We start from the raw sequence: 27,000 nt of genomic DNA on the forward strand, positions 1-27,000 counted from the left end.
AGGTATCCGGATTTCTGTGTGTGAGGCGGGTTAAGACTCAGATTCCGATATTGAATCGCTCGGGGTAAAGCAGCGCGAACTGTGTCATCGCGCTTTTCCAATCGTGCCGAGAGCCGCTCCATTTGGCAACGACGTTGCGCAGCGCTAGCCAGATCAGCTTGAGCGCGGCCTCGTCCGATGGGAAGTGGCCGCGCGCCTTGATGATCTTGCGCAATTGCATGTGCAGCGACTCGATCGCATTTGTCGTATAGACGATTTTTCTAATCTCGGGCGCGAACGCGAAGAACGGAATCACCTGTTCCCAGGCCCGCCGCCAGAGCGCTGCGATCGGCGGGTATTTGGCGCCCCACGGGCCGGCGTCGAACGCGTCCAGGGCCGCGGCAGCCGCCTCGGCCGTTGGCGCCCGGTAGACCTCCTTGAGCGCTGCCGCAGCCGCTTTGCGATCCTTCCAACTCACGAAGTCCAGCGAGTTGCGAATCAGATGGACGATACAGGTCTGGACCGTCGTTTCCGGAAACACCGTGTTGATCGCTTCCGGAAAGCCCTTCAGGCCATCGACCACGGCAATCAGAATGTCCTGCACACCGCGCAGTTTCAGGTCGTTGACCACTCGTAGCCAGAACTTGGCGCCCTCGGTCTGCTCGATCCATAGGCCCAGCACGTCGCGTGTGCCGTCGCGGCGCACGCCCAGCGCCAGATAGATCGCCTTGTTGCGTACCACGCCTTCGTCACGGATCTTCACGCGCAGGGCATCGAAGAACACCACCGGATACATGGCCTCCAGCGGCCGCTGCTGCCAGTCGCGCACTTCGTTGAGCACCGCGTCGGTCACCGTGCTGATAAAGTCCGGCGACACCTCGATGCCGTACATCTCCAACAGGAAACCCTGAATCTCTCGCACGCTCATGCCGCGTGCGTACATCGCGATGATCTTGTCGTCGAAACCGGTGAAGCGCCGCTCGCCCTTGGCGATCAGCACCGGGTCGAACGTGCCTTCGCGATCGCGCGGAATCTCGACGTCGAACGTGTCGTCGTCGGTCGTGATGCGCTTGCGGCTGGTGCCGTTGCGGTGGTTCGTGCCGCCTTCCGGCTTGGCTTGGCCCTTCTCGTAGCCTAGGTGGTGCGTCAGCTCACCGCCTAGCGCGCGTTCGAAGATCGCCTTCTTGAGCGCAGCCAGTTGCTCGTTAATGGTCGCCCGGTCCAGTGTCCCGGGCACCAGTTGTTTGATCAGCTCCGGGTCCAGGTTCAACCCCTTGCCCGGTTCCACCGTCGTTTCTTCTTTTCGTTTGCGTGGCATAAAGCGGCTCCTTTGCCGTCAGTTTATGCCTCACACACAGGAAATCGGATAGGCTCGTCAGCATGGGCGTTTCCTTTTCTTATTGGCGACAGGTTGACGGGCACTCTCATGCCCGCTCATGCAAAAACAATCCGTTGATGGCCTACGCCTTGATTACCTCTTGAGGCACAAGGGTGTCATTCAAGCTTCCGGGCACTGCATTCTAGCCGCTGGTCCTGCTGCTCCGGCCCATCCTCTTTCCTTTGCTCGAAAGCCTTCTTGCTCGCATATCCGACCAGTTGCCAATAGTCGGGATACGCCGGATCAAACTTCACGGAAATATAAGGGAATCTGCATGCGGAATTCCGCTGCTTGAGTCGATAGGAAGCAATGGGTGCCTTGGATTTCAGGTCTTGCTCCACGACGTCGTAAGCCGTCGCCTTGCAGGCGCTATATGGCGTCGTCCATTCGATCGTCTTGCTTGTCAGCCTGAGCCGACCCCAGCAAGGGCGGCCCTGGCCGGAAAAGATTCCAGTCAGCGTCGTGGCTTCCGCATGGCCAACTGCAATGACACAGAGCAGGCTAACGGCACGAACATATCGGTTCAAGTTCGGCAAGACAAATCTCAAATTAACCCCTCAAAACGAACTACGCATTGCGCACGCGTCCCTGCGTTTGCGTGCTCGAAGCCGACTGTTCACCTCGCGCCTTAGCTGCTTGCGGATCAACTGCCTCCGGTCTCTCAATCACCCCTTCCCCCACGAGCACATTCCGCTGCGGATTCGCGATCTCAATCCCCTTCTCCTTAAACCGCTGCGCAATCTGCAAATTGAATTCGCGCTGCACCGCCCAGCGCTTCGTATCGCGGCATTGCACCTGGCCGCTCATCGTCACCAACGCGCCATCGACCTTATCGACGCCCCAATACGCGAAGTCGGACAAGATGCCGTCCTTGAAGCGCTCGTCTTCACGCAGGGCGTCGCCGATCTCCTTGAGCGTCGCGACAGCGAGATCGATGTCCTGGCCGTAGACGATGCTCACCGAAACCGCCGCATTGCCGATGCCGCGATTCGTGTTGTTGACAGTCGACACCGAGCTGAACGGAACGGTATAGAGCGAGCCGTCGCTGCCGCGCAGGCGCACGGTGCGGATCGACAAGTACTCGACCGTGCCCGAGACGCCCGCGAGCGTCACCCAGTCGCCCACCTGCAACGCGTTCTCCATCAGCAGGAAGATCCCCGTGATGAAGTCCTGCACGAGCTTTTGCGAACCGAAGCCGAGCGCGACGCCGAAAATGCTTGCGCCCGCAAGCAACGGCGCCGTGTTCACGCCGAGCTCGCTCAAGCCCGTCAGCACCACCACCAGCGCGATCACGATGAAGACGACCGCGCGCAGCATCGGCACCAGCGTGCGCAGCCGTGCCGCGCGCACGATATCGCCATCGGCGGTCCAGACGTCGAGCCGGCGTTCGAGCGCGATGTTGATCGACTCCCACACGACGAGCGCGATGATCGCCGCGACCGCGATCGTCGTGAACGCCGACGCGAGCCGCGAGCCGATGCTGCCGCTCGCCAGCGTATGCCACACGTGGATGCCCCACGCGGAAAGCAGGAGGTTGGCCATTATGAGCAAGATGATCGCCGACGCGATACGGCGCAGCAGCGGGTAGTAGCGATATGCGTGCTGAAACGCGATCGAACCCGTCTCTCCCTCTTTGAGCTTGAAAATGCGGCCGAGCACGCCGAACGTCACCATCGCGACCAGGCGCGCGCCGATCAGCACGAGCACCGACAGCCCGCCGCGATGCAACAGCACGCGATAGCCGTTGTGCACGTCGAGCGCCCAGACGAACCACAGCGCCATCACGAAGAACACCGCGAGGCCTGCCCATACGTCGGCGAGCCAATTGCCGACGATGAGAAGCGAGTGATCCTTGTTCATGGATTTGCGAATCCAGCGCGCAACCGGACGGCGGCATTGCAGGATCAGGATCGAGATCATCACGTGGCCGATCAGCGTGACGACCTTCACGATCGCCAAGTGCGCCTCGGGTGCGAGACCAAGCGGCAGCGGCACCGCGGCGATGCCCGCGCCCACGCCGAGCACAGCGACGAGCCGGATGACCCAGCGCTGCGCGAATTGCGCCCACGTGTCCGATAGCCTCAATAGACGCAGCCTCGGTGTTTGCGGCGCGAAGAAGAACTCGCCCGCAAGCGCGATCGCGCGGCAAATCGCGAAGATCTGGATCAGCGAGTCGAGCACGCGCTCGCCGGGACTGCCTTCGTCGGTGAGCGCGGACATCAGCGCAATCGCGGCGACGATGAACACCAAGAGCGGCACGGCCTTGAGCACGATGCGCAAGAGCGCGATCGGCAAGCGTTGCAGCACGGTCCAATGGTGCCCCGCCTTCTCCGCATTACGTGCGATGCGTGCCGCGGCGGTGTCCGTTGCACGCGCTGCGGCAGCGGATGCCGCAACGTCCGCTGCGGACGCAGGCGGTTTGGCTTCCGCTTCAGTTGCAGCCGCATGCCGCCGCGCCGCACGCATCGCCTCTTCCTCGATTTCGATCTTGCGCCCCACCAGCGCCCGCACACGCTTCTTGAACACATAGTGCGTCAGCGCCGCAAGCAAGCCCGCCGGGATCAGCGTGCCGAGCACGACCCACGCGAGATGCCACAGCAACGCAACGCCCTGCGGACTCGCCATTTCATCGCGCCACCACGCGCGCACCGATTGCGTATCGAGCAAGGCGGCGGTCGAGCGCCCGAGCGCGCCGCTGACAACGTGCAGCCCGCCCGCCACCTGACGCGATAGCTGCGATGCGAGCCCATTCGCCTTGAACGCGGACGTCAAGGTGCCCGACGCGGCGCTCGCGGCACTCGGCGCCGAGGCCGCCGCCGATGCGGGAACCGCCGCCGAGGCCGGCGGTGCGCTGAGCGCGCCCGCCGCGGCGATCGCGCGCAGCGTGTCCTCGATCTGCACGCGGCGCGCGGGGTCGTTGAGCACTTCGAGCGCGCGGCGCGCCTCATCGGGCGTCAGCGCGACGGGGGAGGGATTCGAGGCGGGAGCGGCCGCGGGCGTCGCGGCACCGGATGGAGAAGCGACACCCAACGTCGCTATCGACAAGAATAGAAAAACGAGAAGTGTTTTGCGCATAGAACGGAAAGAGAAGCACGCAACGGATTCACTGAGATGCGGCGGAGGCTGCGGCCCGCATGCTCCTGCGCTGAGCAATGCGCGTGCCACGGTTCGAAACGTGTCGCGGCGGTGCGAGACCTCGACCGCCGGCGGCGTCATGCGCGCCCGGGCCACGCCGGGCACGCCAGTCCCCCAAAGAGCGGTTCTGCGAGAGCCGCTATTATCGGCAATTCGCCGGAATCGTGTCGAGAACCGCCCTCAAGCCCGTTCCAGCACGGCCATTTCCCGCACGAGCACGAGCAGCATCGACAGGCTCGCGCCGCCCGTGGCCCGCTGCTCCGCAATCAAGCGCGCGTGGCGTTCGAGGGCCGCCGTCCGCTTGTCGCGCCACGCGTTCGCGATCGCTTCTGCGGTGTTCAGCTCGCGCGCCTCGCCGAGCGCGCTGATCGCCACGACGCGCCTCAAGCGAGCGAACTCCGCCAGCGCAGCCGCACGCGCGAGCAGGTCCCAATGCGTGTGCGTGGGCAGCGCGCTCGCCCGCTCGGAAATGAACCCGTAGTTGAGCTGCGTCGCGAGCGAAAAATACACGCCTGCGACGAGTTCGAGCGGTCGCCCGCTCGCCGCCGCGACATCGGCGATATCGAGCACCGCAGCCGAAATCTCGCGGCTCACCACGCGCATCGCGAGCTCGCCATCGACGCCCGCCTCCACGAGCGCGCGCTGCCGTTCCTGCAAGGCTTCGAGGTCCTCCGGGGGCAACAGCTCCGGCAATTGCGGCGCGAGCCGTTGCGCCGCATCGCGGCAGCGCGCGATGAGCGCGGCGACGCCGTCGCTGTCGGTACGCTCGACGCTCGTCTGCAAGTGCCGCAGGAACCACAGCGCCGCACGCTCGACGAGCCGCGCCACTTCGACGAACATGCGCGCCTGCACGTCGTCGGCGACGCGGTTATCGAGCGCATCGATGCGGCGCCAGACGTCGTCGAGATCGAACACGTCGCGCGCGACGATGCACGCCCGCACGATATCGCCGGGCGTTGCGTCCGTCTCCTCCTGCAAGCGATGAATGAACTCGCAGCCCACGCGATTCACGAGCGCGTTGGTCAAATGCGTCGCGAGGATTTCACGCTTGAGCGGATGCCGCTGCATCGGTTCGGCAAAACGCGTTTGCAGCGGGGTCGGGAAATAGTCGACCAGCATGCCGGCGACAAGCGGGTCTTCCGGCACGTCGGATTCGAGCAATTCGTCGTAGAGCCACATCTTGCTGTAGGCGAGCAGCACGGCGCGCTCGGGCGACGTGAGCCCCTGTTTCGCGGCGATCCGCTCGGTGACCTCATCGTCGGTCGGCAGGAATTCGATCACGCGATTCAGCCGCCCCAGGCGTTCGAGGTAGCGCATCAGCCGCGCCTCGGGCTCGAGCAACTCGGCGACGTAGCGCCCCGCGATCGACAGCGCCTGCGTTTGATAGTAGTTGTCGCGCAGCACGAGCAGGCCCACTTCGTCGGTCATGTCGGCGAGCTGCTTGTTGCGCTGCTTCTCGGTCATCTCGCCGTCGGCCATCACGAGGCCGAGCAGAATCTTGATGTTGACCTCGTGATCCGAGCAATCGACGCCCGCGGAATTGTCGATCGCATCGGTATTGATGCGGCCGCCCTTCTGTGCGAACTCGATGCGCCCGAGCTGCGTGAGCCCGAGATTGCCGCCCTCGGCGACCACCTTCACGCGCAGCTCCGCACCGTTCACGCGCACCGCGTCGTTCGCGCGGTCGCCCACTTGCAGATGCGTCTCGCGGCTCGATTTCACGTAGGTGCCGATGCCGCCGTTGTAGAGCAGATCGACCGGCGCGAGCAGAATCGCGCGAATCAGGTCGACAGGCGCAAGTGTTGCGGCATGGATGCCGAGCACCGCCTGCATCGCGGGCGACACGGGAATGGTCTTCGCCGTGCGCGGATACACGCCGCCGCCCGCCGAGATCGTCGACGTATCGTAATCGGCCCAGCTCGATCGTTCGAGCGCGAAGAGGCGCTGACGCTCTTTCAAGCTCACCGCCGGGTCCGGATTCGGATCGAGGAACACATGCCGGTGGTCGAACGCCGCCACGAGCCGGATATGCGGCGACAGCAGCATGCCGTTGCCGAACACGTCGCCCGACATGTCGCCGACACCGACCACCGTGAAATCGGTCGCCTGCGTATCGACGCCCATTTCGCGGAAATGGCGCTTCACCGATTCCCACGCGCCGCGCGCGGTGATCGCCATCTTCTTGTGGTCGTAGCCGACCGAGCCGCCCGACGCGAACGCATCGTCGAGCCAGAAGCCGTATTCGTGCGAGATCGCGTTCGCGTAGTCGGAGAACGTGGCCGTGCCCTTGTCGGCGGCGACGACGAGATAGGGGTCGTCGGAATCGGCGCGAACGACGTTCGGCGGCGGCACGATCGCGCCGGCGACGCGATTGTCCGTGACGTCGAGCAGGCCGCACAGGAAGGTCTGGTAGCAACTGACGCCTTCGCGCATGAACGCTTCGCGATCGCCGGCCGGCGGCGGGTTCTTCACGACGAAGCCGCCCTTCGATCCGACCGGCACGATCACGGTGTTCTTCACCATTTGCGCCTTCATCAGCCCAAGCACTTCGGTGCGGAAGTCCTCGCGGCGATCCGACCAGCGCAGGCCGCCGCGCGCGACACGTCCGCCGCGCAAGTGCACGCCTTCGACACGCGGCGAGTACACCCAGATCTCGAACATCGGCTTCGGCTCGGGCAGCCCCGGCACCTTCGCCGGATTGAGCTTGAACGACAGATACGGCAGCGGCTTGCCGTCGACCGCGCGGCGGAAGTAGTTGGTGCGGACCGTCGCGTTGATCACGCCGAGGAACTGCCGCAGGATGCGGTCCTCATCGAGATTCGGCACTTGGTCCAGCGCGGCCTCGAGATTCTTCGTCAGCTGCTCGGTGTAAGCGCCGCGCGTGTCGCCGAGCGCCGGGTCGAAGCGTGCGATGAACAATTCGACGAGCTGGCGCGCGAGCGCCGGGTTGCCGGTCACCGCGCGTTCGATATAAGCATCGCTGAACGTGGAGCCCACTTGGCGCAAATACTTCGCGTAGGCGCGCAATATCGTCACTTCGCGCGAGCCGAGCTGGGCGCGCAGCACGAGGCGGTTGAAATCGTCGCTTTCGATCTCACCGGACCAGACACGCTCGAACGCATCCTCGAACAGCGTCTTCACGCGTTCGATATCGAACTCGACGTCGTCGGCCAGCTCCAGGCCGAAATCGTGCACCCAGGCCGGCTTCGAGCCTTCCGGCTCGATCAGGTACGGCCGTTCTTCATCGACGCGCACGCCGAGATGCTCGAGCATCGGCAGACTGCGCGACAACGCGATCGCCTGTTCGGTGCGGAAGACCTTGAAGCGAAACGCGCGCGGCGCCGCCTCGATCGGCCGATACAGATTCATCGCGAGCGGCTTGCCGTTCTGCACCTGTTCGATCAGCTCGATATCGCGCACCGCCGTGCGCGCCGCGTAGTCCTCGCGATAGCCGGCCGGGAACGAATCGCCGTAGTGTTGCAGCAGGCGGTTGCCCTCCTCTTCGCCGAAGCTGTCGAGCAGCGCGTCGGCGAGGTCGTCCTGCCAGCGGCGCGTCGCTTGCACGAGGCGCGCTTCGAGTTCGCGCGTATCGACTTCGGGCAGCGCGCCGGGCTGCGTGCGCACGACGATATGGATGCGCGCAAGCGGCGACTCCGACAGCAAAGGCGTGAATTCGACGGCCGTGCCGTTGAAAGCGCCCGTCAGCAGCTTCGCGATGCGGCGGCGCAAATCGGTGTTGTACTTTTCGCGCGGCACGAAGACGAGGCACGACACGAAGCGGTCGAAGCGGTCGCGCCGCACGAAGAGCCGCGTGCGCTGATGCTCTTGCAGGCGCAGCACGCCGAGCGCGATGTCGTGGAGTTCGTCTTCGCTCGTCTGGAACATCTCGTCGCGCGGATACTGCTCGAGCACCGTCACGAGCGACTTGTACAAGTGCCCCTTCGCGAGAAACCCGGCGCGCCTCACGATGTTCGCGCATTTGCGGCGCACGATCGGAATCTCGTAAGCGGAACCGGTATACGCGGTCGACGTATAGAGGCCGATGAAGCGCCGCTCGCGCAGCTTGCCGTCTTCGCCGACGAACTTCACACCCGCATAGTCGAGATATCCCGGCCTGTGCACGGTGGCGCGCGAGTTGGCTTTCGTCAGGAAAATCGGCGTCGGCCCGCTGATGATGTCGGCTGCCGCCGCCGGCAGCGGCGTGAGATCGGGCGTGTCCGCGGTGCGCAATGCCTCACGCAGAATGCCGGATCCGGTACCGGGTATACCACGCAGCGCGAAGCCGCCGTCGTGGGTGACGAGTTCGTAATCGCGCTGGCCTAGAAAAGTGAAATGGTCGGCGACCATCCATTCGAGGAAGGCGCGCGCCTCGACGCCTTCGGCGGACGTCTCGCGCGCGAGCATGTCCTTGATCGTGCTCTTCGCGACCTCGGTGATCTTCGGCCAATCCTCGACCGCGGCGCGCACGTCGCCCAGGATGCGCGCGAGATTCGCGCGAAGCTCCGCGAGTTTCGCTGCGTCACCGCAGCGGTCGATCTCGAAGTGGATGAACGATTCGAGCCGGGAAGGCGCCGCATCGGCGGCACCCGCCGCCGCTGCGCCGCCGAGCGCGACGCGTTCGATGGCGCCGTTCGCGCCGCGCCAGACCCGGAACACCGGGTGCAACCCGGAATGCAGCGCGAGCCCGCAGCGGTTCACCTCCATCGTCACCGAGTCGACGAGGAACGGCATGTCGTCGTTGACGATTTCAATGACCGTGTGGTCGGAATACCAGCCGTGCTGATCGAGCACCGGGTTGTAGACGCGCAGTTGCTCGCTGCCCGAGACGAACTTCTGCGCCGTCTGCCAGTGCGCCATCGCGGCGCCATAGAGGTCGGCGATGCTGCGGCTCTGCACGTCGTCCGCATCGGCCTGTTCGTAGTAATGCAGCAGGAAGGGTTCTACCGCGGTGAAGACGGGTTCCGGCAATCGTCCCCGCGCGTAATCCACGACATCGTTGATCAGGTGCGCGACAGCATCTTCGTTCTTCGCTTCCATGACGTCCTCCGCCTAGCGTTTACGGTGACTATCTGGCCTGCTCTTCGAACGGCATTATGCGCCTGTCGCGAGGCACTTTGATGAGGCAGATCGATGTGCGGACGCACAAAGATCGTGCGTCCGCCAATGTGGCTGGATTCGTTACTGAAGGAACACGTACTGAGCGGTGTAAGGGCTGCGCCCTTCCTGCCCCTCTTGCGTGCAAGATGCGGCGGGCGCCGCGCCGCCGTGCGTGGCCAAGCGCTGCACGTAGCGCACCGTGCTCAGCAGCCCGGGGCCGCCCGCGTCGGTCGCCTGCAGGAGCAGCATCGGAATCGCGCCGGCATCGTCGGGATTGGCGGCGTGCTGCAGCACCTTGCCGGTGATCTTGCTGCCGTCCGCCGACTCCCACGAGGGGCCCGCCCCGTGCTTGACCGTAAGCTTGCCGGAAGCATCGTACAGATCGGCCTGCGGCGCCTTGAAGACCCACGCGAGCTGGTTGGCGGCGTCGCGCTTGCATACATAGATCTGTACACCGGATGCCGCCAGCGACGCCACCACGGTCGCGCCCTCGGGCTGGAGGGCCGGCGGCACGGCCGTTTGAGCGCCGGCGGTGAAAGATGCCGACATCGCGATCCAACTCGCGCCGGCGGCTAAAAGGCGAACGGCGCGGCCGTTCGAGCGGACAGGTTTATTCATGCTCGTTCTCCCCGTTGACTGAGCGTATCCAACATATCGAAAACGCTCATCATGCGAGGAATATTCGGGTGTCTGTCACGATTTTTTTGCGCTTCCGGCATCGTCGGTGCGGCGAGGCGCGCGAAAGTCTTCCTAAAGCTCGAAAATGGCGGCGGCAATCGCTAGGCAAGCCTTTGCTGGCGCCGCTGATTGAGCGCAATATCGGATCTGCCGACTCCGACTGAATCACGCAACCAGCCGTTGCGTTCGCTTGAGTCAGGCTGGTCACAGGTATGAAGATTGCTATTTTGCCGGGCGCAAAAGGGGTCCTGCGCCGGGCGCCGGGGCTGCGGCGAACCCGTGTCTGTGCCGAAGAGGGAGGAACGAATATGCAATGGACGACGCCTAGCTACACCGACATCCGTCTTGGTTTCGAAATCACGATGTATGTCGCCACGCGTTAGCAGCGCGTGAGCTGTGAGGGGCGGCAAGCGCCGCCCCGCTCTCGATCGCCGGCCGTCCCTCATGCGACGAGCCAATCACCGCGGCGCCGGGTTGCGTTGCGCCCCGCACGGATAGGGTGGACCTACTCAGCGCATGCTGATGGTTGAACTCGATTTACGGAGCGCCCCCAGACCCGGCGCGTTGCGTCAGCGCCCCGACGGGGGCAATCCCCCAAGGGGACTTCCTTCGGGGCGGGAAATTTTGGGGCGGCCCGGCGATTTCCTTGAGAGGCGCGCATCCTGCGCGGTACTGCATGAAGATCAAGGTCCTCGGCTCATCTGCGGGCGGCGGCTTTCCGCAATGGAACTGCAATTGCCGTAACTGCGACGGCGTCCGGCGCGGCACGATCAACGCGGCTCGCCGCACGCAATCGTCGATCGCCGTCAGTGCGAACGGCGTCGACTGGCTTCTCGTCAACGCGTCACCCGACGTCCTCGCGCAGATCGCCGCCAATCCCGAACTGCAACCGGCTCGCCGCATCCGCGACACGGGCATTGCCGCGATCCTGACGGTCGATGCGCAAATCGATCACGTCACCGGTCTTTTGATGCTGCGCGAGCATGCCACGCCGCTCTCCCTCTATACGACCGACGCCGTCTGGGAAGACCTGTGCACGGGCTTTCCGATCGGCCCGCTGCTGTTCGATTACTGCGGCTTCGAGCGTCACGCGATCATCTTCGACGGCGGTCCGCTCCTGCTCGACGCGCTGCCCGGCGTGCAAATCGACGCCGTGCCGCTCACCAGCAAGGCGCCGCCCTATTCGCCGCATCGCACGGCACCGCGCCTCGGCGACAACATCGGCCTCGTCTTTACGAATCGCGCATCGGGCAAGCGCGCGTTCTACGCACCGGGAATCGGCGTCATCGAGCCGCCGGTGCTGGACGCGATGCGAAGCGCGGACCTGCTGCTCGTCGACGGCACGATGTGGACCGACGACGAGATGATCCGCCTCGGCATTTTGCAAAAGCGCGCGACCGAGATGGGCCATCTGCCGCAAAGCGGCCCGGGCGGCATGATCGAAGTGCTCGATTCGATCGAGCGCGCCGGCGTGCGCAAGGTGCTGGTCCATATCAACAACACGAACCCGATCCTCGTCGATGACGGTCCCGAGCGCCGGACGCTGTCGGAGCACGGGATCGAAGTCGGGTACGACGGCATGGCGTTCGATCTATGAGCGCCCAATCGGCACAATCCGCACAATCCGAAACGGCAAAGCCATGGACGCGCGACGAATTCGAAGCGCAGTTGCGCGCCAAGGGCGCGGGGTATCACATCCACCATCCGTTCAACGTGAAGATGACCGCAGGCGGCTGCTCGCGCGAGCAGATTCGCGGGTGGGTCGCGAACCGCTATTACTATCAGATCAATCTCCCTCTCAAAGACGCAGCGATTCTGTCGAACTGTCCTGATCGCGAGACGCGCCGGCGCTGGGTGCAGCGCGTCCTCGATCACGACGGCCACGCCGGCGACGAAGGCGGCATCGCAGCATGGGAGCGCTTGGGCGATGCCGTCGGCCTGCCGCGCGACGAGCTGCGAACGCTAAAGCGCGTCGCGCCCGGCGTGCGCTTCGCCGTCGATGCGTACGTGAACTTCGCGCGCCGCGCGCCCTGGCAGGAAGCGGTGTGTTCGTCGCTGACCGAGATGTTCGCGCCGCAGATTCATCGCGACCGGCTCGCGACCTGGCCCGAGCACTATCCGTGGATCGACGCGGAGGGCCTCGCGTATTTCCGTTCGCGCGTGGCGCTCGCCGAGCGCGACGTCGAACATGGGCTCGAAGTGACGCTGAATCATTTCACGCGACGCGATCAACAGGAACGCGCACTGGACATCCTGCAGTTCAAGCTCGACATTCTGTGGACGATGCTCGACGCGATCGAAAAGGCGTTTCCGATATGAACGATGCCGCTCGCCCGCCGCAGGAAGCCGGCACCACGCGCCTCGCGATCAAGGCGCGGTTCCGCTTGCAATGGGAGCCGGCGCAGGACGCGTACGTGCTGCTCTATCCGGAAGGGATGGTGAAGCTGAATCAAAGCGCGGCGGAGATCTTGAAACGCTGCGACGGCACGCGCGATCTCGATACGCTGATCGCCGATCTCGAACACGCGTTCGATACGACCGGCATCGGTGCGGAGGTCCGCGCGTTCGTCGCCGATGCGCTGACGCATGGATGGCTGGAGCGGCGCGCATGACAGGCACCCACGCCACGTCGACCGCAACGGCCAGCGAACACGCAACCGGCTCGAAGCCCGCCATCGCGCCGCCACTATGGCTGCTTGCGGAACTGACTTATCGTTGCCCATTGCATTGCGTGTTCTGCTACAACCCGGTGGACTACACGGCACACCACCACGAGCTCGACACCGGCGAGTGGATCGACGTGCTCAGGCAAGCGCGCGCGCTCGGCGCCGCGCAACTGGGTTTTTCGGGCGGCGAACCGCTCCTGCGCGAGGACCTCGAAGTGCTCGTCGGCGAGGCGCGCGCTCTCGGCTTCTATACGAACCTGATCACGTCCGGCGTCGGACTCTCTAACACGCGCCTTGGCGATTTGAAAGCGGCCGGGCTCGACCACATCCAATTGTCGTTCCAGGACTCGACGCAAGCGCTCAACGATTTCCTGAGCAGCACACGCACCTTCGATCTCAAGAAACGCACCGCCGCATCGATCAAGCAGCACGGCTTCCCGATGGTGATGAACTGCGTGCTCCACCGCTACAACCTCCCGCACGTCGCGAAGATCATCGACATGGCGCTCGCCATGGGCGCCGAATACCTCGAGCTGGCGAACACGCAGTATTACGGCTGGGCGCACGCCAACCGCGCGCATCTGCTGCCGACGCACGAGCAGGTCGCCGAGGCGGAGGCCGTGGTCGAACGCTATCGCAACACGATCGGCGACGCGTGCAAGATCTTCTTCGTCGTGCCCGACTACTTCGAGCGCCGCCCGAAACGCTGCATGAACGGCTGGGGCGCCGTGTTCCTTGGCATCGCGCCGGACGGCGTCGCGCTCCCCTGCCACGCGGCGCGCGGGCTGCCGGGGCTAGCGTTCCCGAACGTGAAATCGTCGTCGGTGCGCGAGATCTGGTACGACAGCGAGGCGTTCAACCGCTACCGCGGCCTCGAATGGATGAAGGAACCGTGCCGCAGTTGCGACGAGAAAACGCGCGACCTCGGCGGATGCCGCTGCCAGGCGTACTGGCTGACGGGTGACGCGGCCAACGCGGACCCCGTCTGCGACAAGTCGCCGAGGCATGGGGAAGTCGTCGAGGCGGTCCGTTTCGCGGCCACTGCGGGCGAGTCTCGCGAGCAGCCGATCCTGTTTCGCAACGACGCCAACTCCCGAACGCTCACGGCGGCATCGCCCGCTAAAGCCGCACGACAATAACCCGTGCAAGCCCAAGGGCCACCCGGGCGCGCGATGTTCGCTGCCGAACGATTTCCTGGCGGACCCGGCGCTCCAGCCGGGTTTGACGGGTTTGCGCCGGTCAATGAACAGTTCACGCTTCGGCGCATTACCGCTGCGCGCTGAGCGGCCTTTCGAACGACGTCGCGCCCCACGCGGCGACGGTATCGCTGACCCACGCCGGATCGTCGTGCGGCAGATCGTGCCCGGCCCACGGATGCTCGATGAGCGTCGCCTGCCAGGCGGTCGCGAGCTTTCGCGAGCAAGCGGGGTCGACCAGTTGGTCTTCCCGCGACGACAGCACGAGCGTCGGGCAACGCGGCGCATGCGGCGCCGCCTGAAAGCGCGCGGCGGCCCAAAGCTGACGCAGCGCATTCGCGCGACTGACAGGCGCGCTGCGATAGATCTCAGTCCAGGCGGCCAAGTCCGCCTCGCGCGTGTCGTGCCGGTTGCAAGTGAGATTGTGAATCGCGGCTTCGGCGTCGCGCCGGTCGCGCCAGCGCCACGCCGCGCACAGCAATTCCATCCATGCGCTCGGGCGCAGACGTTCAGTCGGCCCGGAAAAAGGCCGCATGCTCGTGTTGATGAGCGCGAGGCACTCGATGTCCTTCGGCGCGCGCTGCGCCCACGCCGCCGCGACCATCGCGCCGAGCGACATCGCCATCACGCGGTAAGGCGGCGTATAGCCGAGGCGGGCGACGTCGGCCTTCACGAAATCGACCATCTCCGGCACGCTGGCCGGCGCTCGCACGCTCGAGTGAATGCCGTTGCCCGGCAAATCGGCGAGCACCACCTTGCCGTCGATGCCGCTCGCGACGAGCTTGTCGGGCAGCGCCGCCCAGTGGCGCGCTTCGCGGGTCAGGCCGCGCAGAAGAATCCAGGTCGTCATGCGCCGCGCGCCCGGTACCAGTGATCGGTGGCGCGCTGCAACAGCTGATGGCGCGCCGCCCCTTGCGGCAGCCAGCGCGGCGCAGCAAACGCGGCGCGGGCGAGGAAATCCAACAGATTCACGTGCCGGCGCAGCACGCGTTCCGTGCGATGCGCCTTGATCGGATTGAACATGCCTTCGCGTTTGAAGATCTGGAGGGGGTTCTTCTTGATCCACAGCCACGACCCGAGCTCGAGCGTCATCGGCAGGAAGATATTGGGCGGCTTCGTGCGGTCGTACGCGCAATCCCACAGGTCGCCGTGCGCGAGATATTGATGGCTTTGCGGCTCGAACGCGTAGCCGTGGTGCGGGTGGGCGCATTCGAACATGGTCTTCAGCGCGAACATTTCCGGCAGGTGGGCCATGTGTCTTTTCGATTTCGCGTAGGGAAACCAGATGCTGTCGCGAAAGCCGTAGCCCGAGTGGCAATCGAGCGCGAAGCTGAGCGGCCGCGACATCAATTCCTCTTCGACCACGCGCAACAGCGTCGCGGCCTCCACTTCCATCGGCGCGCCGTCCTTGCCGCGATACCACGGCAGCCACGGCCCGATGCGCTGGCCGCCGGCCAGAAACGGCACGCGCCCTTCGGCGTTCTGCGGCGCGTTGCGCATGAGGTCGACGCCGTTCGGGTTCGCGCGGGTCATCGCCCACATCCCGCCCGGATTCACGATCGGCATGAAGACGAGGCGGACCGACTGCAACTGGCTGTGCAGCAGTTCGTCCCATTCGAGCCGGTAAAGGAGCGAGCGCATGTAGTCGAGCAGCAATTGCGTGCCGATGCGCTCGAGGCCGTGAATGCCGCCGAAAAAGCCGATTGCCGGCGCCTGTGGATCGGTCGAGCCGATCGAGGCGACATAGACCGGAAAGGTCCGCCCTTGCGCCTGGGTTTCGCAGGCGACGCGCATCGAAAAACGCATCGCGCCCGCGTCGAGAATCGCCTTCAGGTCTTCGTATTCGGCGAAGGTCGTCTCGGGCACCTGAGTCAACACGGTCGTCATCGCGAAAGCCCGAGTCGATGGGAAAACCGGTGCCGCCGGCACCGCGTGGAATCTAAACAATATAGACAGTTTATTGTAGCAGCGGCCGTTCGTCGCACCTTCCTTTTAGGGATTGCGGCAACACTTTTATGGGACTTCGGCAAGACTTTGTGACATCGCCGAGACGACATCCAGGGGTCACATTCCGCTCGTCAGGATGACAATCTTCATAACATATAGTCGTCTAGACGTTGAGATACCTTCACCGAACCGTCATAGTCGATTCTTAGAATGCCCCATGACTTAACGCAGCGCATCAGGCGCCGAGGAATTCATGGACGCGATCCGCATCGAACGAATCAGCAAGACGTTCGCAAACGGCCGCAAGGCGCTCGACGAAATCGGCCTGCGGATCGAACCGGGAGAAATGGTCGCGCTGATCGGCGCGTCCGGCTCCGGCAAATCGACGCTCCTGCGCCACATCGCGGGCTTCACGCCCGCCGATCCGCAGCCGTCGCACATCGAGATTCTCGGCCGGCCGATTCAGCGCAACGGCCGCATCGCGCGCGAAGTGCGCAGCATCCGGCGCGATATCGGCGTCGTGTTCCAGCAGTTCAATCTCGTCAATCGCCTGTCGGTGCAGACCAACGTGCTGATCGGCGCGCTCGCTCGCATGCCGTTCTGGCGCCGTTTATCCGGCACGTTCTCGCGTGCGGAAAAACAGGGCTCGCTCGAAGCGCTCGCCGAAGTCGGCATCGCCGAGCATGCGCAGGAGCGCGCGGGCAATCTCTCCGGCGGCCAGCAACAGCGCGCAGCGCTCGCGCGGGCGCTCGTGCAGCGCGCGAAGATCATCCTCGCCGACGAACCCATCGCCTCGCTCGATCCGGAATCGGCACGGCGTGTGATGGACATGCTGCGTACGCTGAACCGCGAGCATCGGCTGACCGTGCTCGTCTCGCTGCACCAGATCGATATCGCGATGCGCTATTGCCCGCGCGCCATCGCGATGCGGCGCGGCAAGATCGTCTACGACGGGCCGTCGGCCGCGCTCACGCCCGAACTGCTGCACAGGCTGTATGGCGTCGACGCCGAAGCATTGCTCGTGCCGGACGCGAAAGCGGCGTCCGAAGGTACCCAAGAGGGCACCCATGAAGGCACCCCTCTCCGAATCGCCGTTTCATAACAACTGTTCGTCCACCAGGAAGCTCCTCGATGAAACTCTTTGGTCATTTGATCGCGGGCGCCGTCGCGCTCGCCTCGTTCACTTCGTTCGCCGCTCACGCCGAGGATTTGACCTTCGGCATCATCTCGACCGATTCGTCGGCCGTGCTCTCGCAACGCTGGCAGCCGCTCATCGACGACCTCAACAAGCAAACCGGCTTGCACGTGAAGGCATTCTTCGCGACCGACTACGCCGGCATCATCGAAGGCATGCGCTTCAACAAAGTGCAGATCGGCTACTTCGGCAACGCGTCGGCGATCCAGGCGGTCGATCGTTCGAATGGCGAAGTATTCGCGAAAGTGAAGTACGTCAATGGCGAATCGGGCTACTACTCGCTGCTGATCACGAACGTGAAAAGCCGCTTCAAGACGCTCGACGACGTGTTCAAGAACACCAAGGACGTCACGCTCGGCTTCGGCGACCCGAACTCGACCTCGGGCACGCTCGTGCCGGCGTACTACCTGTTCGCGAAGCACAACACGCCGGTGAACACGTCGTTCAAGGCCGTGCTGCCGTCGAGCCACGAAGCGAATCTGCTCGCCGTCGTGAACGACAAGATCGACATCGCGACGAACAACAGCGTCGAGCTCGGCACACTGAAGACGCAGCATCCGGACAAATACGCGCAAGTGCGTGTGCTGTGGACGTCGCCGCAGATTCCGTCGGACCCGCTCGTCTGGCGCAAGGACCTGCCGCAAGCAACGAAAGACAAGCTGCGCAACTTCTTCGTGCACTACGGCAAGACCGATCCGCACGAGAAAGCGGTGATGGCGAACATCACGGGCTATAGCGGCTTCGACGCGTCGTCGGACGCGCAACTCGTGCCGATCCGCGAAATTGCGCTGTTCCAGCAGAGGGAGAAGATCGAGTCCGACACGCACCTGTCCGACGCCGACAAGAAGACGCAGCTTGCGGCCCTCGAACAGCAGATGAACGCGCTCACGGCGTCCGCTGGCGCGAAGCAATGAAAACTGCCGACCTTACCGGCCCGCGCGGCGACGCCGCGCGCCGCGAGGACGGCGCTCGGCAGTCGGCGCCGCGCGCGGCGCTGCCTGCCGGCGCCGCGGCGGCGGGCAAGCGCAGCTGGATGTCGATGGCCGGCTGGATCGTGCTGTTCGCGCTCCTGGGCCTGTCGTGGAAAGGCGCGGACATGCGCCCGCTCGATCTCGTCAGCGACGCGTCCAACATGGGCGACTTCGCACGCGGCTTCTTCCCGCCGGATTTCACCGATTGGCGCGTGTATGTGCAGCAGATGATCGTGACGCTCGATGTCGCCCTGTGGGGCACCGTGCTCGCGATCGCCTGCGCGGTGCCTTGCGGCTTGCTGTCGGCGCAGAACATGGCGCCGGCGTGGGTCGTGCAGCCGATGCGCCGCGCAATGGACGCGTGCCGCGCGATCAACGAGATGGTGTTCGCGATGGTGTTCATCGTCGCGGTCGGCCTTGGCCCGTTCGCGGGCGTGCTGGCGCTGTGGGTGCACACGACCGGCGTGCTCGCGAAGCTCTTCGCGGAAGCGGTCGAAACGATCGATCCGCGTCCCGCCGAGGGCGTGCGCGCGACGGGCGCGGGCAAGCTCGACGAGATCATTTACGGCGTACTGCCGCAGGTGTTTCCGCTGTGGATCTCGTACGCGCTCTACCGCTTCGAATCGAACGTGCGCTCAGCGATGGTGGTCGGGATGGTCGGCGCGGGCGGCATCGGCGTCGTGCTGTACGAGTCGATCCGCTCGTTCGAGTATCCGCAGACAGCGGCGGTCATGCTGATGGTGATTGTGGTGGTGACGCTGCTCGATCTGGCTTCGGCCTGGTTGCGGGAAAGGGTGATTTGAGGGGGCCGCCACGGCATATGCAGCGGATTGCCGATTACAACGGCGGCAGTGCTTTGTGCTCCAGCCAAAGCTGCTGGACGAATGGGTCCGTTACCGAGTACCGCCCGTGCCCGCTTCGCATGATGAGATTCTCATTGAGCAGTTCATTGATTAAGGGTTGGATTTCCTCGGGCGCCAAAGGACGGCCGATCGCCTTAGCATAGGCGTCGATCGCATCGGCGGAGTAGAGTCCCTTCACTTCGGTTTTCGCGCTCGCGACCCGATCGAAGATCGCCGCCGCCAAGCTCCCCAATCGTTCGAGCTTGTTCAGCTCCACGTCAGCGGCGGATGCCCGCAACGTCGCAGCGATGACCGGAAAAAACTGATCGGGATCCGCACCGTCAGGCAAGGCGGCGACCTGCCGCAACGCTTTGATCATCTCTTCGGGCCGCGAACCCAGCTTGACGAAGCCCGCGTATGCGGCGTCCCGCGACGGAACCCGGGATATTCCGGCACTGCGTAGCGCATTCAGCAAAAAATCGATGTACGCGATGTCGAGAACCGGGTACTCGATCGAGGTGGCCCCCTGGAATGCCTGGGCGCGCTGGACCGTCAGTTCGTTGACCTTGGCGCGATGCGACCCGGTGCCGATAAGGATGAAGTGTCCCGGCGTGATGGGCCGCAAGTTGACGGCGTCGCGGGCCGCCTTGAGCGCAATCAGCAGCTTGTGGCCATCCTCCGTCGTCGTCGCCTGCTGAACTTCATCGATGATGAGAACCACGTCGGTTTGAGCGACGTCCACCAGTTTCACCAGCACCTGCTCGAGCGTCGCACCCTGGGCCGTACCGATCGCATCCAGATTGAATCCCAGCTTGAAACCCGCTGCCCCGACATCGAGACCTTTGATGCGCCGCAGCTTGCTCAATAGAGATGATGCAGGCGCCTCGAGTTCTTTCAGCGCCTGTTTAATCGAGTTCTGCACCAAAGTCGCCGGATTGGCCTGCGTGTCGGTCCACAAGTCGACGTAGATGACCAGGGCACCGGCGTCCGCCAAGCTCGGAATCAGATCGTTCAACAAAAATGTCGTCTTACCGATTCGACGCAGACCGGACAGGAACAAACCGGAGCGCAATCCCACATCCAAAGGCCCTGGGCGGAGTAACTGCTGCGTCATTTGGGCGGCAAGCGCTTGACGTCGAAAAAGGGTGCTCATCGGGAATTACCCAGAATTATGGGAATTCAATAATTATAGCATTCCAATAATTTCATATAATTTGGCTGCCCTCACCCGGAACGCCCTCCCGCAGCTCCGCTTCGTCAATCGCCCCCGCCAGCAACTCGAACGACGGCACGATCTCCTCATCCGGCACGCACGCGTAGCCGATCAGCAACCCGGACGCCGAGCGCGCCGGCTCCGCGTAATATCCCGACAACGGCCGCACGACGATGTTGCGCTCCAGCGCGGCGGCAGCCACGTGGCGGTCGTCCGCGCCCTCGGGCAATTGCAGCACCAAATGCAGCCCGGCATCGCCGCCGACCGTCGGCAACGCGTCGCCATAGCGCCGCGCGACCGCATCGAGCAAGTTCTGCCGCCGCTGTCCGTAAAGCGTGCGCATCCTGCGGATATGCGAGGTGAAATGCCCTTCGGCGATGAACTCGGCGAGCACCGCCTGCTGCAATAGCTGCCCTTCCCGGTACAACTCGGCGCTCGCGGTCGCGAAGCTCTCCGCGAGCCCCTCGGGCACGACCAGATACCCCACGCGCAAACCTGGAAACAGCGTCTTGCCGAAGCTCCCGACGTAAATCACCTGCCCCGCCGTATCGAGCCCCTGCAGCGACGCGAGCGGCCGGCTGCCGTAGCGGAATTCGCTGTCGTAGTCGTCTTCGATGATCCAGCACTGATGTTGGCGCGCGTACTCGAGCAGCATGCGGCGGCGCGCGAGCGTCATCACCATGCCAAGCGGATATTGATGCGACGGCGTGACGAGCATCAGCTTCGGCGGATTCGCGAGATCGTCGGGCGAAGGCGCGATCCCTTCGGCGTCGACGCCGATCGGACGCGAGCGCAGCCCCGAGACGTGCAGCACGCTGCGCACGCCCCAATAGCACGGGTCTTCGGTCCAGATGAGGTCGCCGGGGTCGGACAAGAGACGCACCGCCAGATCGATCGATTGATGAATGCCCGTCGTGATGATGATCTGCTCGGGCGTGCAGCGCACCGAGCGCGACGTGCGCAGATAGTCGGCAAGCACATGGCGCAGGAGCGCCAGACCGCCGCCCGGCGCATAGGTCAGGAGTTCCGGGCGCAGCCGGCGCCAGTATTTGCTGCTGATGCGGTTCCACACTTGCGCGGGAAAGCGCGACACATCAGGCACGCCGGGCATGAACGCGCCCCATTGGCGCTTCGAGACGCCCGCGCCCGCGACGAGACGCGCGCCGCGCGTCGACAGCGCACGCACCGCGGTTTGCAACGGCAGCGCCGAGGCGTCGAGCCCCGCGCCATGCCCGCCGGCGCGCGCCGCTTTCGCCGCGTCCCCGGCGACGCGCGCCGGCTCCGCCGTCTCAGGCGCGCCCAAGATCTCGTCCGGCGTGCTATCCGCGACGAACGTGCCGCGCCCCGTCCCCGACGTCACATAGCCTTCGAGCGCCAATTGCTCATAGACCTGCGTCACGGTATTGCGCGCAATTCCAAGCTCGTTGGCGAGCAGCCGCGACGACGGCACCTTCGTCCCGGCCGGCAGCTCGCGCGACAGGATCGCCTGCTGCAGCAGCCGATGCAGCTGCCGGTAGACCGGTTGTCCGTTGCCGCGCTCGATCCGCTGCGCAAGCCAGTCCGACAGTACGCTCGCGCGCATAAATTGGCCCCTACATTTTCATTAAAATGGCTCTAATAATTGGAGCCAAACCTGATTATAGTCGTCACATCGGGCGGCTTGATGCCGCACACCTGCTCGAACTCAAACCAACGCGAGGAGATGCCCGCATGACCACCAATTCCGAACTTCAGGCCCGCAAGGACGCCGCCACCCCGCGTGGCGTCGGCGTGATGTGCAACTTCTACGCCGCGCGCGCGGAAAATGCGGAACTGTGGGACATCGAGGGCCGCCGCTTTATCGATTTCGCCGCCGGCATCGCCGTGGTCAACACGGGCCACCGTCATCCGAAGATCGTTGCGGCGATGCGCGAACAGCTCGATCGCTTCACGCACACCGCGTATCAGATCGTGCCGTACGAGTCATACGTCACGCTGGCCGAGAAAATCAACGCGCGCGCACCCGGCGACCATCCGAAGAAGACCGCGTTCTTCACGACCGGCGCCGAGGCCGTCGAAAACGCGGTCAAGATCGCCCGCGCGGCGACCGGCCGTCCCGGCCTGATCGCGTTCTCGGGCGGCTTCCATGGCCGCACGCTGATGGGCATGGCGCTCACCGGCAAGGTCGCGCCGTACAAGCTCGGCTTCGGCCCGTTCCCGTCGGACGTGTTCCATGCGCCGTTCCCGAACCCGCTGCACGGCGTGTCGACGGCCGATTCGCTGCGCGCCGTCGAGACGCTCTTCAAGGCCGATGTCGATCCGAAGCGCGTCGCCGCAATCATCTTCGAACCGGTGCAGGGCGAAGGCGGCTTCTATCCCGCGCCCGCGGAGTTCGTGCGCGGCCTGCGCAAGATCTGCGACGAGCACGGCATCCTCTTGATCGCCGACGAAGTGCAGACCGGCTTCGCTCGCACGGGCAAGCTCTTCGCGATGCAACACTACGACGTGACGCCCGACCTCATGACGATCGCCAAGAGCCTGGCGGGCGGCATGCCGCTGTCGGGCGTGGTCGGCCGCGCCGAGATCATGGACGCGGCCGCGCCCGGCGGCCTCGGCGGCACCTACGCGGGCAACCCGATGGCGGTCGCGGCGGCGCACGCGGTGCTCGACGTGATCGACGAAGAACAGCTCTGCGAGCGCGCGACGAAGCTCGGCGACAAGCTCAAAGCCAAGCTCACGTCGCTGCAACACGACGTGCCGCAGATCGCCGACGTGCGCGGCCCCGGCGCAATGGTCGCCGTCGAATTCCTCAAGGCCGGCACGCGCGAGCCGGATACCGAATTCACGAAGAAAGTCCAGGCGCGCGCGCTGGAACGGGGGCTGCTGCTGCTCGTGTGCGGCGTCTATGGCAACGTCGTTCGCTTCCTGTTTCCTCTCACCATTCAAGACGCCGTGTTCGACGAAGCGCTCGGCCTGCTCGAAGAGGTGTTGAAGGAAAGCGTGGGGATTGCGGCTTAAATTCGCGGCTTAAATGAATCTGGAGTGGAAATGCACAATCTGGAACCGATCAATCTGAAGGACGCGTCGCTCTTGCGCACGCAGGCGTTTATCGCCGGCGAATGGCAAGGCGCCGCCGACGGCTCGACGTTCGAAGTCCGCAACCCCGCCACCGGCAACCTGCTCGGCACGGTGCCGAACATGGGCGCGACGGAAACGCGCCACGCGATCGATGCGGCCAACCGCGCTTGGAGCGCGTGGCGCAAGCAGACCGCCAAGCAGCGTTCGGCGGTGCTGCGCAAATGGCACGACCTGATGCTCGACAACGCGGACGACCTCGCGCTGATCCTCACGACCGAGCAAGGCAAGCCGCTCGCCGAAGCGAAGGGCGAGATCCAGTACGCGGCGTCGTTCCTCGAATGGTTCGCGGAAGAAGCGAAACGCGTCTACGGCGACACGATTCCGAGCCCCTCCGCGGACAAGCGCATCGTCGTCGTGAAGGAGCCGGTCGGCGTTTGCGCGGCGATCACGCCGTGGAACTTCCCGGCCGCGATGATCACGCGCAAGGTCGGCCCCGCGCTCGCAGCCGGCTGCCCGATCATCGTCAAGCCGGCCGAAGCGACGCCGCTGACGGCGCTCGCGCTCGCCGTGCTGGCCAAGCGCGCGGGCGTGCCGGCGGGCGTGTTCAGCGTCGTCACGGGCGATCCGAAAGCGATCGGCGCCGAACTGACCGGCAACGCGACCGTGCGCAAGCTGTCGTTCACGGGCTCGACGCCTGTGGGGCGTCTGCTGATGGCGCAGTGCGCGCCGACCGTCAAGAAGGTCTCGCTCGAACTCGGCGGCAACGCGCCGTTCATCGTGTTCGACGACGCCGATCTCGATGCGGCGGTGGCCGGTGCGATCGCCTCGAAGTATCGCAACAGCGGACAGACCTGCGTCTGCACGAACCGGTTCTACGTGCATGAGAAGGTGTACGACGCGTTCGCGGAAAAGCTGCGCGCGGCGGTCGGTGCGCTGAAGGTGGGTCGCGGCACCGAAGCCGGCGTGACGCAAGGCCCGCTGATCAACGAAGCCGCGGTGCTGAAAGTCGAAGCGCATATCGAGGACGCGCTGGCTAAAGGCGCAAAGGTCGTCGCGGGCGGCAAGCGCCACGCGCTCGGACACGGCTTTTTCGAGCCCACGGTGCTGAGCGGCGTCACGCCCGCGATGAAAGTCGCGAAGGAAGAAACGTTCGGCCCGCTCGCGCCGCTCTTCAAGTTCGCGTCGGACGATGAAGTCGTGCACCTCGCCAACGACACCGAGTTCGGCCTCGCCGCGTACTTCTATAGCCGCGACATCAGCCGCGTGTGGCGTGTGGCCGAAGCGCTCGAGTACGGCATGGTCGGCATCAACACCGGGCTCATCTCGAACGAAGTCGCGCCGTTCGGCGGCGTCAAGCAATCCGGGCTCGGCCGCGAAGGCTCGCACTACGGGATCGACGACTATGTCGTCATCAAGTATCTGTGCATGGGCGAGGTTTGAGGCGCTGAGCGCTTGAACCGCTCGCAGCTTTAAGCAAAACGGCAACGGCTTGCACCGTTGCCGTTTTGTTTTCTGCACGTGCTCAGTGCGCGAACATAGCGAATCGAGACGCGCCGGCGCGCGCCACGCCGCTACAGACTTTACACACTGTTACCCGCGGCCATGCGCCCGTAAACACGGCTTTCCCTATACTTCACGCGCCGATCCGCAATTGGATCAGTCTGCCGCAAGCAAGCGGCGCTTCGATGCCGAGACACCCGATGACGCGCGTATTTCTTCCAAAAGTCAGCCTTCTCGTTTCCCTTGCCGCAGCCGGCGCAACGTTCGCGCTGAGCGGCTGTGTGGCGCCGAATCCGTACGCGTCATATCCGTCCCAGCCGCAATACGCGCAACCTCAGTACACGCAACCGCAATACGCGCAGCCGCAATATGCCGAGCCCGCGTACGCGCAGGATACCGACCCGCAGCCGGTCTACGCCCAACCCGCGCCGATGCCGCCTGCCGGTTACCAGCCGCCGCCTCCGCCTGTGGCCTATCAACCGGCCCCGGCTCCTGCGCCGGCCTACGGCTATTCGACGCAATACGGCACCGTGACGGCCATCCAGCCGCTCAGCAATGCGGCAAGCCCTGGGGGCGTAGCGGGAACGGTGGTCGGGGCGGTGGTCGGCGGCGTGCTTGGCAACCAGATCGGACGCGGGCACGGGCGCGATGTCGCCACCGTGGTCGGCGCCTTGGGCGGCGCAGTGGCCGGAAACTCGATCGGCCAGCAAATGGGTGGGCCATCCGGCTATCGCGTTTCGGTACAACTCAGCGACGGCTCGACGCGCGCCTTCGACTTGCCGAACCCGGGTGATCTGCATCCGGGCGATCGCGTGCGTGTCGACGGCGATCAGATCGCGCGCTATTGATGCTTGATGCGACAGCGGGCCGCTATAAAAGCGGCCCGCTGTCAGCGAGGCAAGGCAAGCGGCGAAGCTTGCCTATTCAGTCATCACACCCTCATCACACCCGCTCGATCGCCATCGCAATCCCCTGCCCGACGCCGATGCACATCGTGCACAGCGCGTAGCGCCCCTTCGTGCGATGGAGTTGATACGTCGCGGTCGTGACGAGCCGCGCGCCGCTCATCCCTAGCGGGTGACCGAGCGCAATCGCGCCGCCGTTCGGATTCACGCGCGGATCGTCCTCGGCCACGCCGAGCATGCGCAACACCGCAATGCCTTGCGATGCAAACGCTTCGTTCAGTTCGATCACGTCGAATTGGTCGATCGTCATGCCGAGACGCGCGAGCAGCTTCTGCGTGGCGGGTGCCGGGCCGATGCCCATCACGCGCGGCGCGACGCCCGCCGTCGCGATGCCGAGCACGCGTGCGCGCGGCGTCAGGCCGAACCGTTTCGCGCTGTCCTCATTGGCGAGCAAGAGCGCGACTGCGCCGTCGTTCACGCCCGACGCGTTGCCCGCCGTCACCGTGCCGTCCGGACGCACCACGCCCTTGAGCTTCGCCAGCGCTTCCAGACTCGTCTCGCGCGGGTGCTCGTCCTGCGAGACCACGATCGGGTCGCCCTTCTTCTGCGCGATCGTCACCGGCACGATTTCCTGCGCGAGCGTGCCGTCGCGCTGCGCACGCGCGGCTTTCTGCTGGCTGCGCAGCGCGAACGCATCCTGCGCCTCGCGGCTCACGTTGTAGTCCTGCGCAACGTTCTCGCCCGTTTCCGGCATCGAATCGACGCCGTATTGCTGCTTCATCAGCGGATTGATGAAGCGCCAGCCGATCGTCGTGTCGTAGATGTCGGCCTGACGCGAAAACGCCGTCGGCGCCTTGCCCATCACGAACGGCGCGCGGCTCATGCTCTCGACACCGCCCGCCACCATCAGCCCCGCTTCGCCCGACTTGATCGCGCGCGCGGCAATGCCGACCGCGTCCATGCCCGAACCGCACAGGCGGTTCACCGTCGAGCCCGGCACCGCCTGCGGCAGACCGGCCAGCAGCAGCGACATGCGCGCGACGTTGCGGTTGTCCTCGCCGGCCTGGTTCGCGCAGCCGTAGATCACGTCGTCGATGGCCGACCAGTCGACGTCCTTGTTGCGCTCCATCAGTGCTTTCAGGGGAATGGCGCCGAGGTCGTCGGCACGAACCGACGACAGGGAACCCGCATAGCGGCCAATCGGCGTGCGGATCGCGTCGCACAGGAAGGCTTCGGTCATG

Annotated in this window: 21 protein-coding genes; 11 read left to right on the top strand and 10 right to left on the bottom strand. The window is 64.9% G+C overall.

Annotation, left to right across the window (positions count from 1 at the left end):
- Positions 1 to 37: 37 nt before the first annotated feature.
- From FAZ95_RS33980 to FAZ95_RS34000, 5 genes are all read right to left on the bottom strand, one after another.
- Positions 38 to 1,297 carry an IS256 family transposase gene (locus tag FAZ95_RS33980; RefSeq protein WP_137330674.1) on the bottom strand — a complete coding sequence of 420 codons (1,260 nt, stop codon included), beginning with the start codon at positions 1,295 to 1,297 and terminating at the stop codon, positions 38 to 40.
- Positions 1,298 to 1,473: 176 nt separating this feature from the next.
- Positions 1,474 to 1,893 carry a hypothetical protein gene (locus FAZ95_RS33985; protein WP_137336771.1) on the bottom strand — a complete coding sequence of 140 codons (420 nt, stop codon included), beginning with the start codon at positions 1,891 to 1,893 and terminating at the stop codon, positions 1,474 to 1,476.
- A gap of 31 nt (positions 1,894 to 1,924) precedes the next feature.
- Positions 1,925 to 4,387 (bottom strand): mechanosensitive ion channel family protein, encoded by a 2,463-nt coding sequence (locus FAZ95_RS33990; RefSeq protein WP_367872881.1) that lies wholly within the window; start codon positions 4,385 to 4,387, stop codon positions 1,925 to 1,927.
- Positions 4,388 to 4,672: 285 nt separating this feature from the next.
- Positions 4,673 to 9,529: an NAD-glutamate dehydrogenase gene (locus FAZ95_RS33995; RefSeq protein ID WP_137336773.1), complete on the bottom strand. Its 4,857-nt coding sequence runs from the start codon at positions 9,527 to 9,529 to the stop codon at positions 4,673 to 4,675.
- A gap of 141 nt (positions 9,530 to 9,670) precedes the next feature.
- The gene (locus FAZ95_RS34000) at positions 9,671 to 10,207 is read right to left on the bottom strand and encodes a DUF3455 domain-containing protein (RefSeq protein WP_137336774.1); all 537 of its coding nucleotides are present in this window, start codon (positions 10,205 to 10,207) and stop codon (positions 9,671 to 9,673) included.
- Between the two features lie 368 nt (positions 10,208 to 10,575).
- On the opposite strand from FAZ95_RS34000, the gene pqqA reads away from it, so the two are divergent.
- The 5 genes from pqqA to pqqE all read left to right on the top strand — a co-directional run bounded on the left by pqqA (position 10,576) and on the right by pqqE (position 14,072).
- Positions 10,576 to 10,650 (top strand): pyrroloquinoline quinone precursor peptide PqqA, encoded by a 75-nt coding sequence (pqqA, locus tag FAZ95_RS40755; RefSeq protein WP_137337737.1) that lies wholly within the window; start codon positions 10,576 to 10,578, stop codon positions 10,648 to 10,650.
- Positions 10,651 to 10,943: 293 nt separating this feature from the next.
- Positions 10,944 to 11,864, top strand: coding sequence for a pyrroloquinoline quinone biosynthesis protein PqqB (gene pqqB / locus FAZ95_RS34010; protein WP_137336775.1), 921 nt, complete (start codon positions 10,944 to 10,946; stop codon positions 11,862 to 11,864).
- Entirely contained in the window at positions 11,861 to 12,586 is a 726-nt protein-coding gene (pqqC, locus tag FAZ95_RS34015) for a pyrroloquinoline-quinone synthase PqqC (RefSeq protein WP_137336776.1), read from the top strand. The genes pqqB and pqqC overlap by 4 nt, the downstream gene beginning before the upstream one ends.
- Positions 12,583 to 12,879 (top strand): pyrroloquinoline quinone biosynthesis peptide chaperone PqqD, encoded by a 297-nt coding sequence (gene pqqD, locus FAZ95_RS34020; protein WP_137336777.1) that lies wholly within the window; start codon positions 12,583 to 12,585, stop codon positions 12,877 to 12,879. Before pqqC ends, pqqD begins: the two co-directional genes overlap by 4 nt.
- Positions 12,876 to 14,072 carry a pyrroloquinoline quinone biosynthesis protein PqqE gene (gene pqqE / locus FAZ95_RS34025; protein ID WP_137336778.1) on the top strand — a complete coding sequence of 399 codons (1,197 nt, stop codon included), beginning with the start codon at positions 12,876 to 12,878 and terminating at the stop codon, positions 14,070 to 14,072. The genes pqqD and pqqE overlap by 4 nt, the downstream gene beginning before the upstream one ends.
- Positions 14,073 to 14,199: 127 nt before the next feature.
- On the opposite strand, the gene FAZ95_RS34030 is transcribed toward pqqE, so the two are convergent.
- Both FAZ95_RS34030 and FAZ95_RS34035 read right to left on the bottom strand, forming a co-directional pair.
- Entirely contained in the window at positions 14,200 to 14,979 is a 780-nt protein-coding gene (locus FAZ95_RS34030; protein WP_137336779.1) for an alpha/beta fold hydrolase, read from the bottom strand.
- Entirely contained in the window at positions 14,976 to 16,016 is a 1,041-nt protein-coding gene (locus FAZ95_RS34035) for a M14 family zinc carboxypeptidase (RefSeq protein ID WP_137336780.1), read from the bottom strand. The genes FAZ95_RS34030 and FAZ95_RS34035 overlap by 4 nt, the downstream gene beginning before the upstream one ends.
- A gap of 313 nt (positions 16,017 to 16,329) precedes the next feature.
- On the opposite strand from FAZ95_RS34035, the gene phnC reads away from it, so the two are divergent.
- The 3 genes from phnC to phnE are packed head-to-tail and all read left to right on the top strand — an operon-like array spanning position 16,330 to position 19,045.
- Positions 16,330 to 17,178: a phosphonate ABC transporter ATP-binding protein gene (gene phnC / locus FAZ95_RS34040; protein ID WP_137336781.1), complete on the top strand. Its 849-nt coding sequence runs from the start codon at positions 16,330 to 16,332 to the stop codon at positions 17,176 to 17,178.
- A gap of 29 nt (positions 17,179 to 17,207) precedes the next feature.
- Entirely contained in the window at positions 17,208 to 18,185 is a 978-nt protein-coding gene (phnD, locus tag FAZ95_RS34045) for a phosphonate ABC transporter substrate-binding protein (RefSeq protein WP_137336782.1), read from the top strand.
- Positions 18,182 to 19,045, top strand: coding sequence for a phosphonate ABC transporter, permease protein PhnE (phnE, locus tag FAZ95_RS34050; protein ID WP_137336783.1), 864 nt, complete (start codon positions 18,182 to 18,184; stop codon positions 19,043 to 19,045). The genes phnD and phnE overlap by 4 nt, the downstream gene beginning before the upstream one ends.
- 34 nt (positions 19,046 to 19,079) lie before the next feature.
- On the opposite strand, the gene FAZ95_RS34055 is transcribed toward phnE, so the two are convergent.
- Both FAZ95_RS34055 and pdxR read right to left on the bottom strand, forming a co-directional pair.
- Positions 19,080 to 20,237, bottom strand: a complete 1,158-nt coding sequence (locus tag FAZ95_RS34055) for an ATP-binding protein (RefSeq protein ID WP_137336784.1) — start codon at positions 20,235 to 20,237, stop codon at positions 19,080 to 19,082.
- Between the two features lie 52 nt (positions 20,238 to 20,289).
- Positions 20,290 to 21,879: a MocR-like pyridoxine biosynthesis transcription factor PdxR gene (gene pdxR / locus FAZ95_RS34060; RefSeq protein ID WP_137336785.1), complete on the bottom strand. Its 1,590-nt coding sequence runs from the start codon at positions 21,877 to 21,879 to the stop codon at positions 20,290 to 20,292.
- A 128-nt stretch (positions 21,880 to 22,007) separates the two neighbouring features.
- Between pdxR and FAZ95_RS34065 the strand changes: the two genes are divergently transcribed.
- The 3 genes from FAZ95_RS34065 (at position 22,008) to FAZ95_RS34075 (ending at position 25,702) form a co-directional block, all read left to right on the top strand.
- A complete protein-coding gene (locus FAZ95_RS34065; protein WP_137336786.1) occupies positions 22,008 to 23,294 on the top strand; it encodes a 4-aminobutyrate--2-oxoglutarate transaminase in 1,287 nt (428 codons plus the stop codon).
- Between the two features lie 30 nt (positions 23,295 to 23,324).
- Positions 23,325 to 24,794, top strand: a complete 1,470-nt coding sequence (locus FAZ95_RS34070) for an NAD-dependent succinate-semialdehyde dehydrogenase (protein WP_137336787.1) — start codon at positions 23,325 to 23,327, stop codon at positions 24,792 to 24,794.
- 260 nt (positions 24,795 to 25,054) lie between these two features.
- Positions 25,055 to 25,702 carry an outer membrane lipoprotein gene (locus FAZ95_RS34075; protein ID WP_137336788.1) on the top strand — a complete coding sequence of 216 codons (648 nt, stop codon included), beginning with the start codon at positions 25,055 to 25,057 and terminating at the stop codon, positions 25,700 to 25,702.
- A 94-nt stretch (positions 25,703 to 25,796) separates the two neighbouring features.
- On the opposite strand, the gene pcaF is transcribed toward FAZ95_RS34075, so the two are convergent.
- Positions 25,797 to 26,999 carry a 3-oxoadipyl-CoA thiolase gene (gene pcaF, locus FAZ95_RS34080; protein ID WP_137336789.1) on the bottom strand — a complete coding sequence of 401 codons (1,203 nt, stop codon included), beginning with the start codon at positions 26,997 to 26,999 and terminating at the stop codon, positions 25,797 to 25,799.
- Between the last annotated feature and the right edge of the window lies 1 nt (position 27,000).

Origin of the sequence: Trinickia violacea (genome assembly GCF_005280735.1) — a bacterium.
GTDB lineage: Bacteria > Pseudomonadota > Gammaproteobacteria > Burkholderiales > Burkholderiaceae > Trinickia_A > Trinickia_A violacea.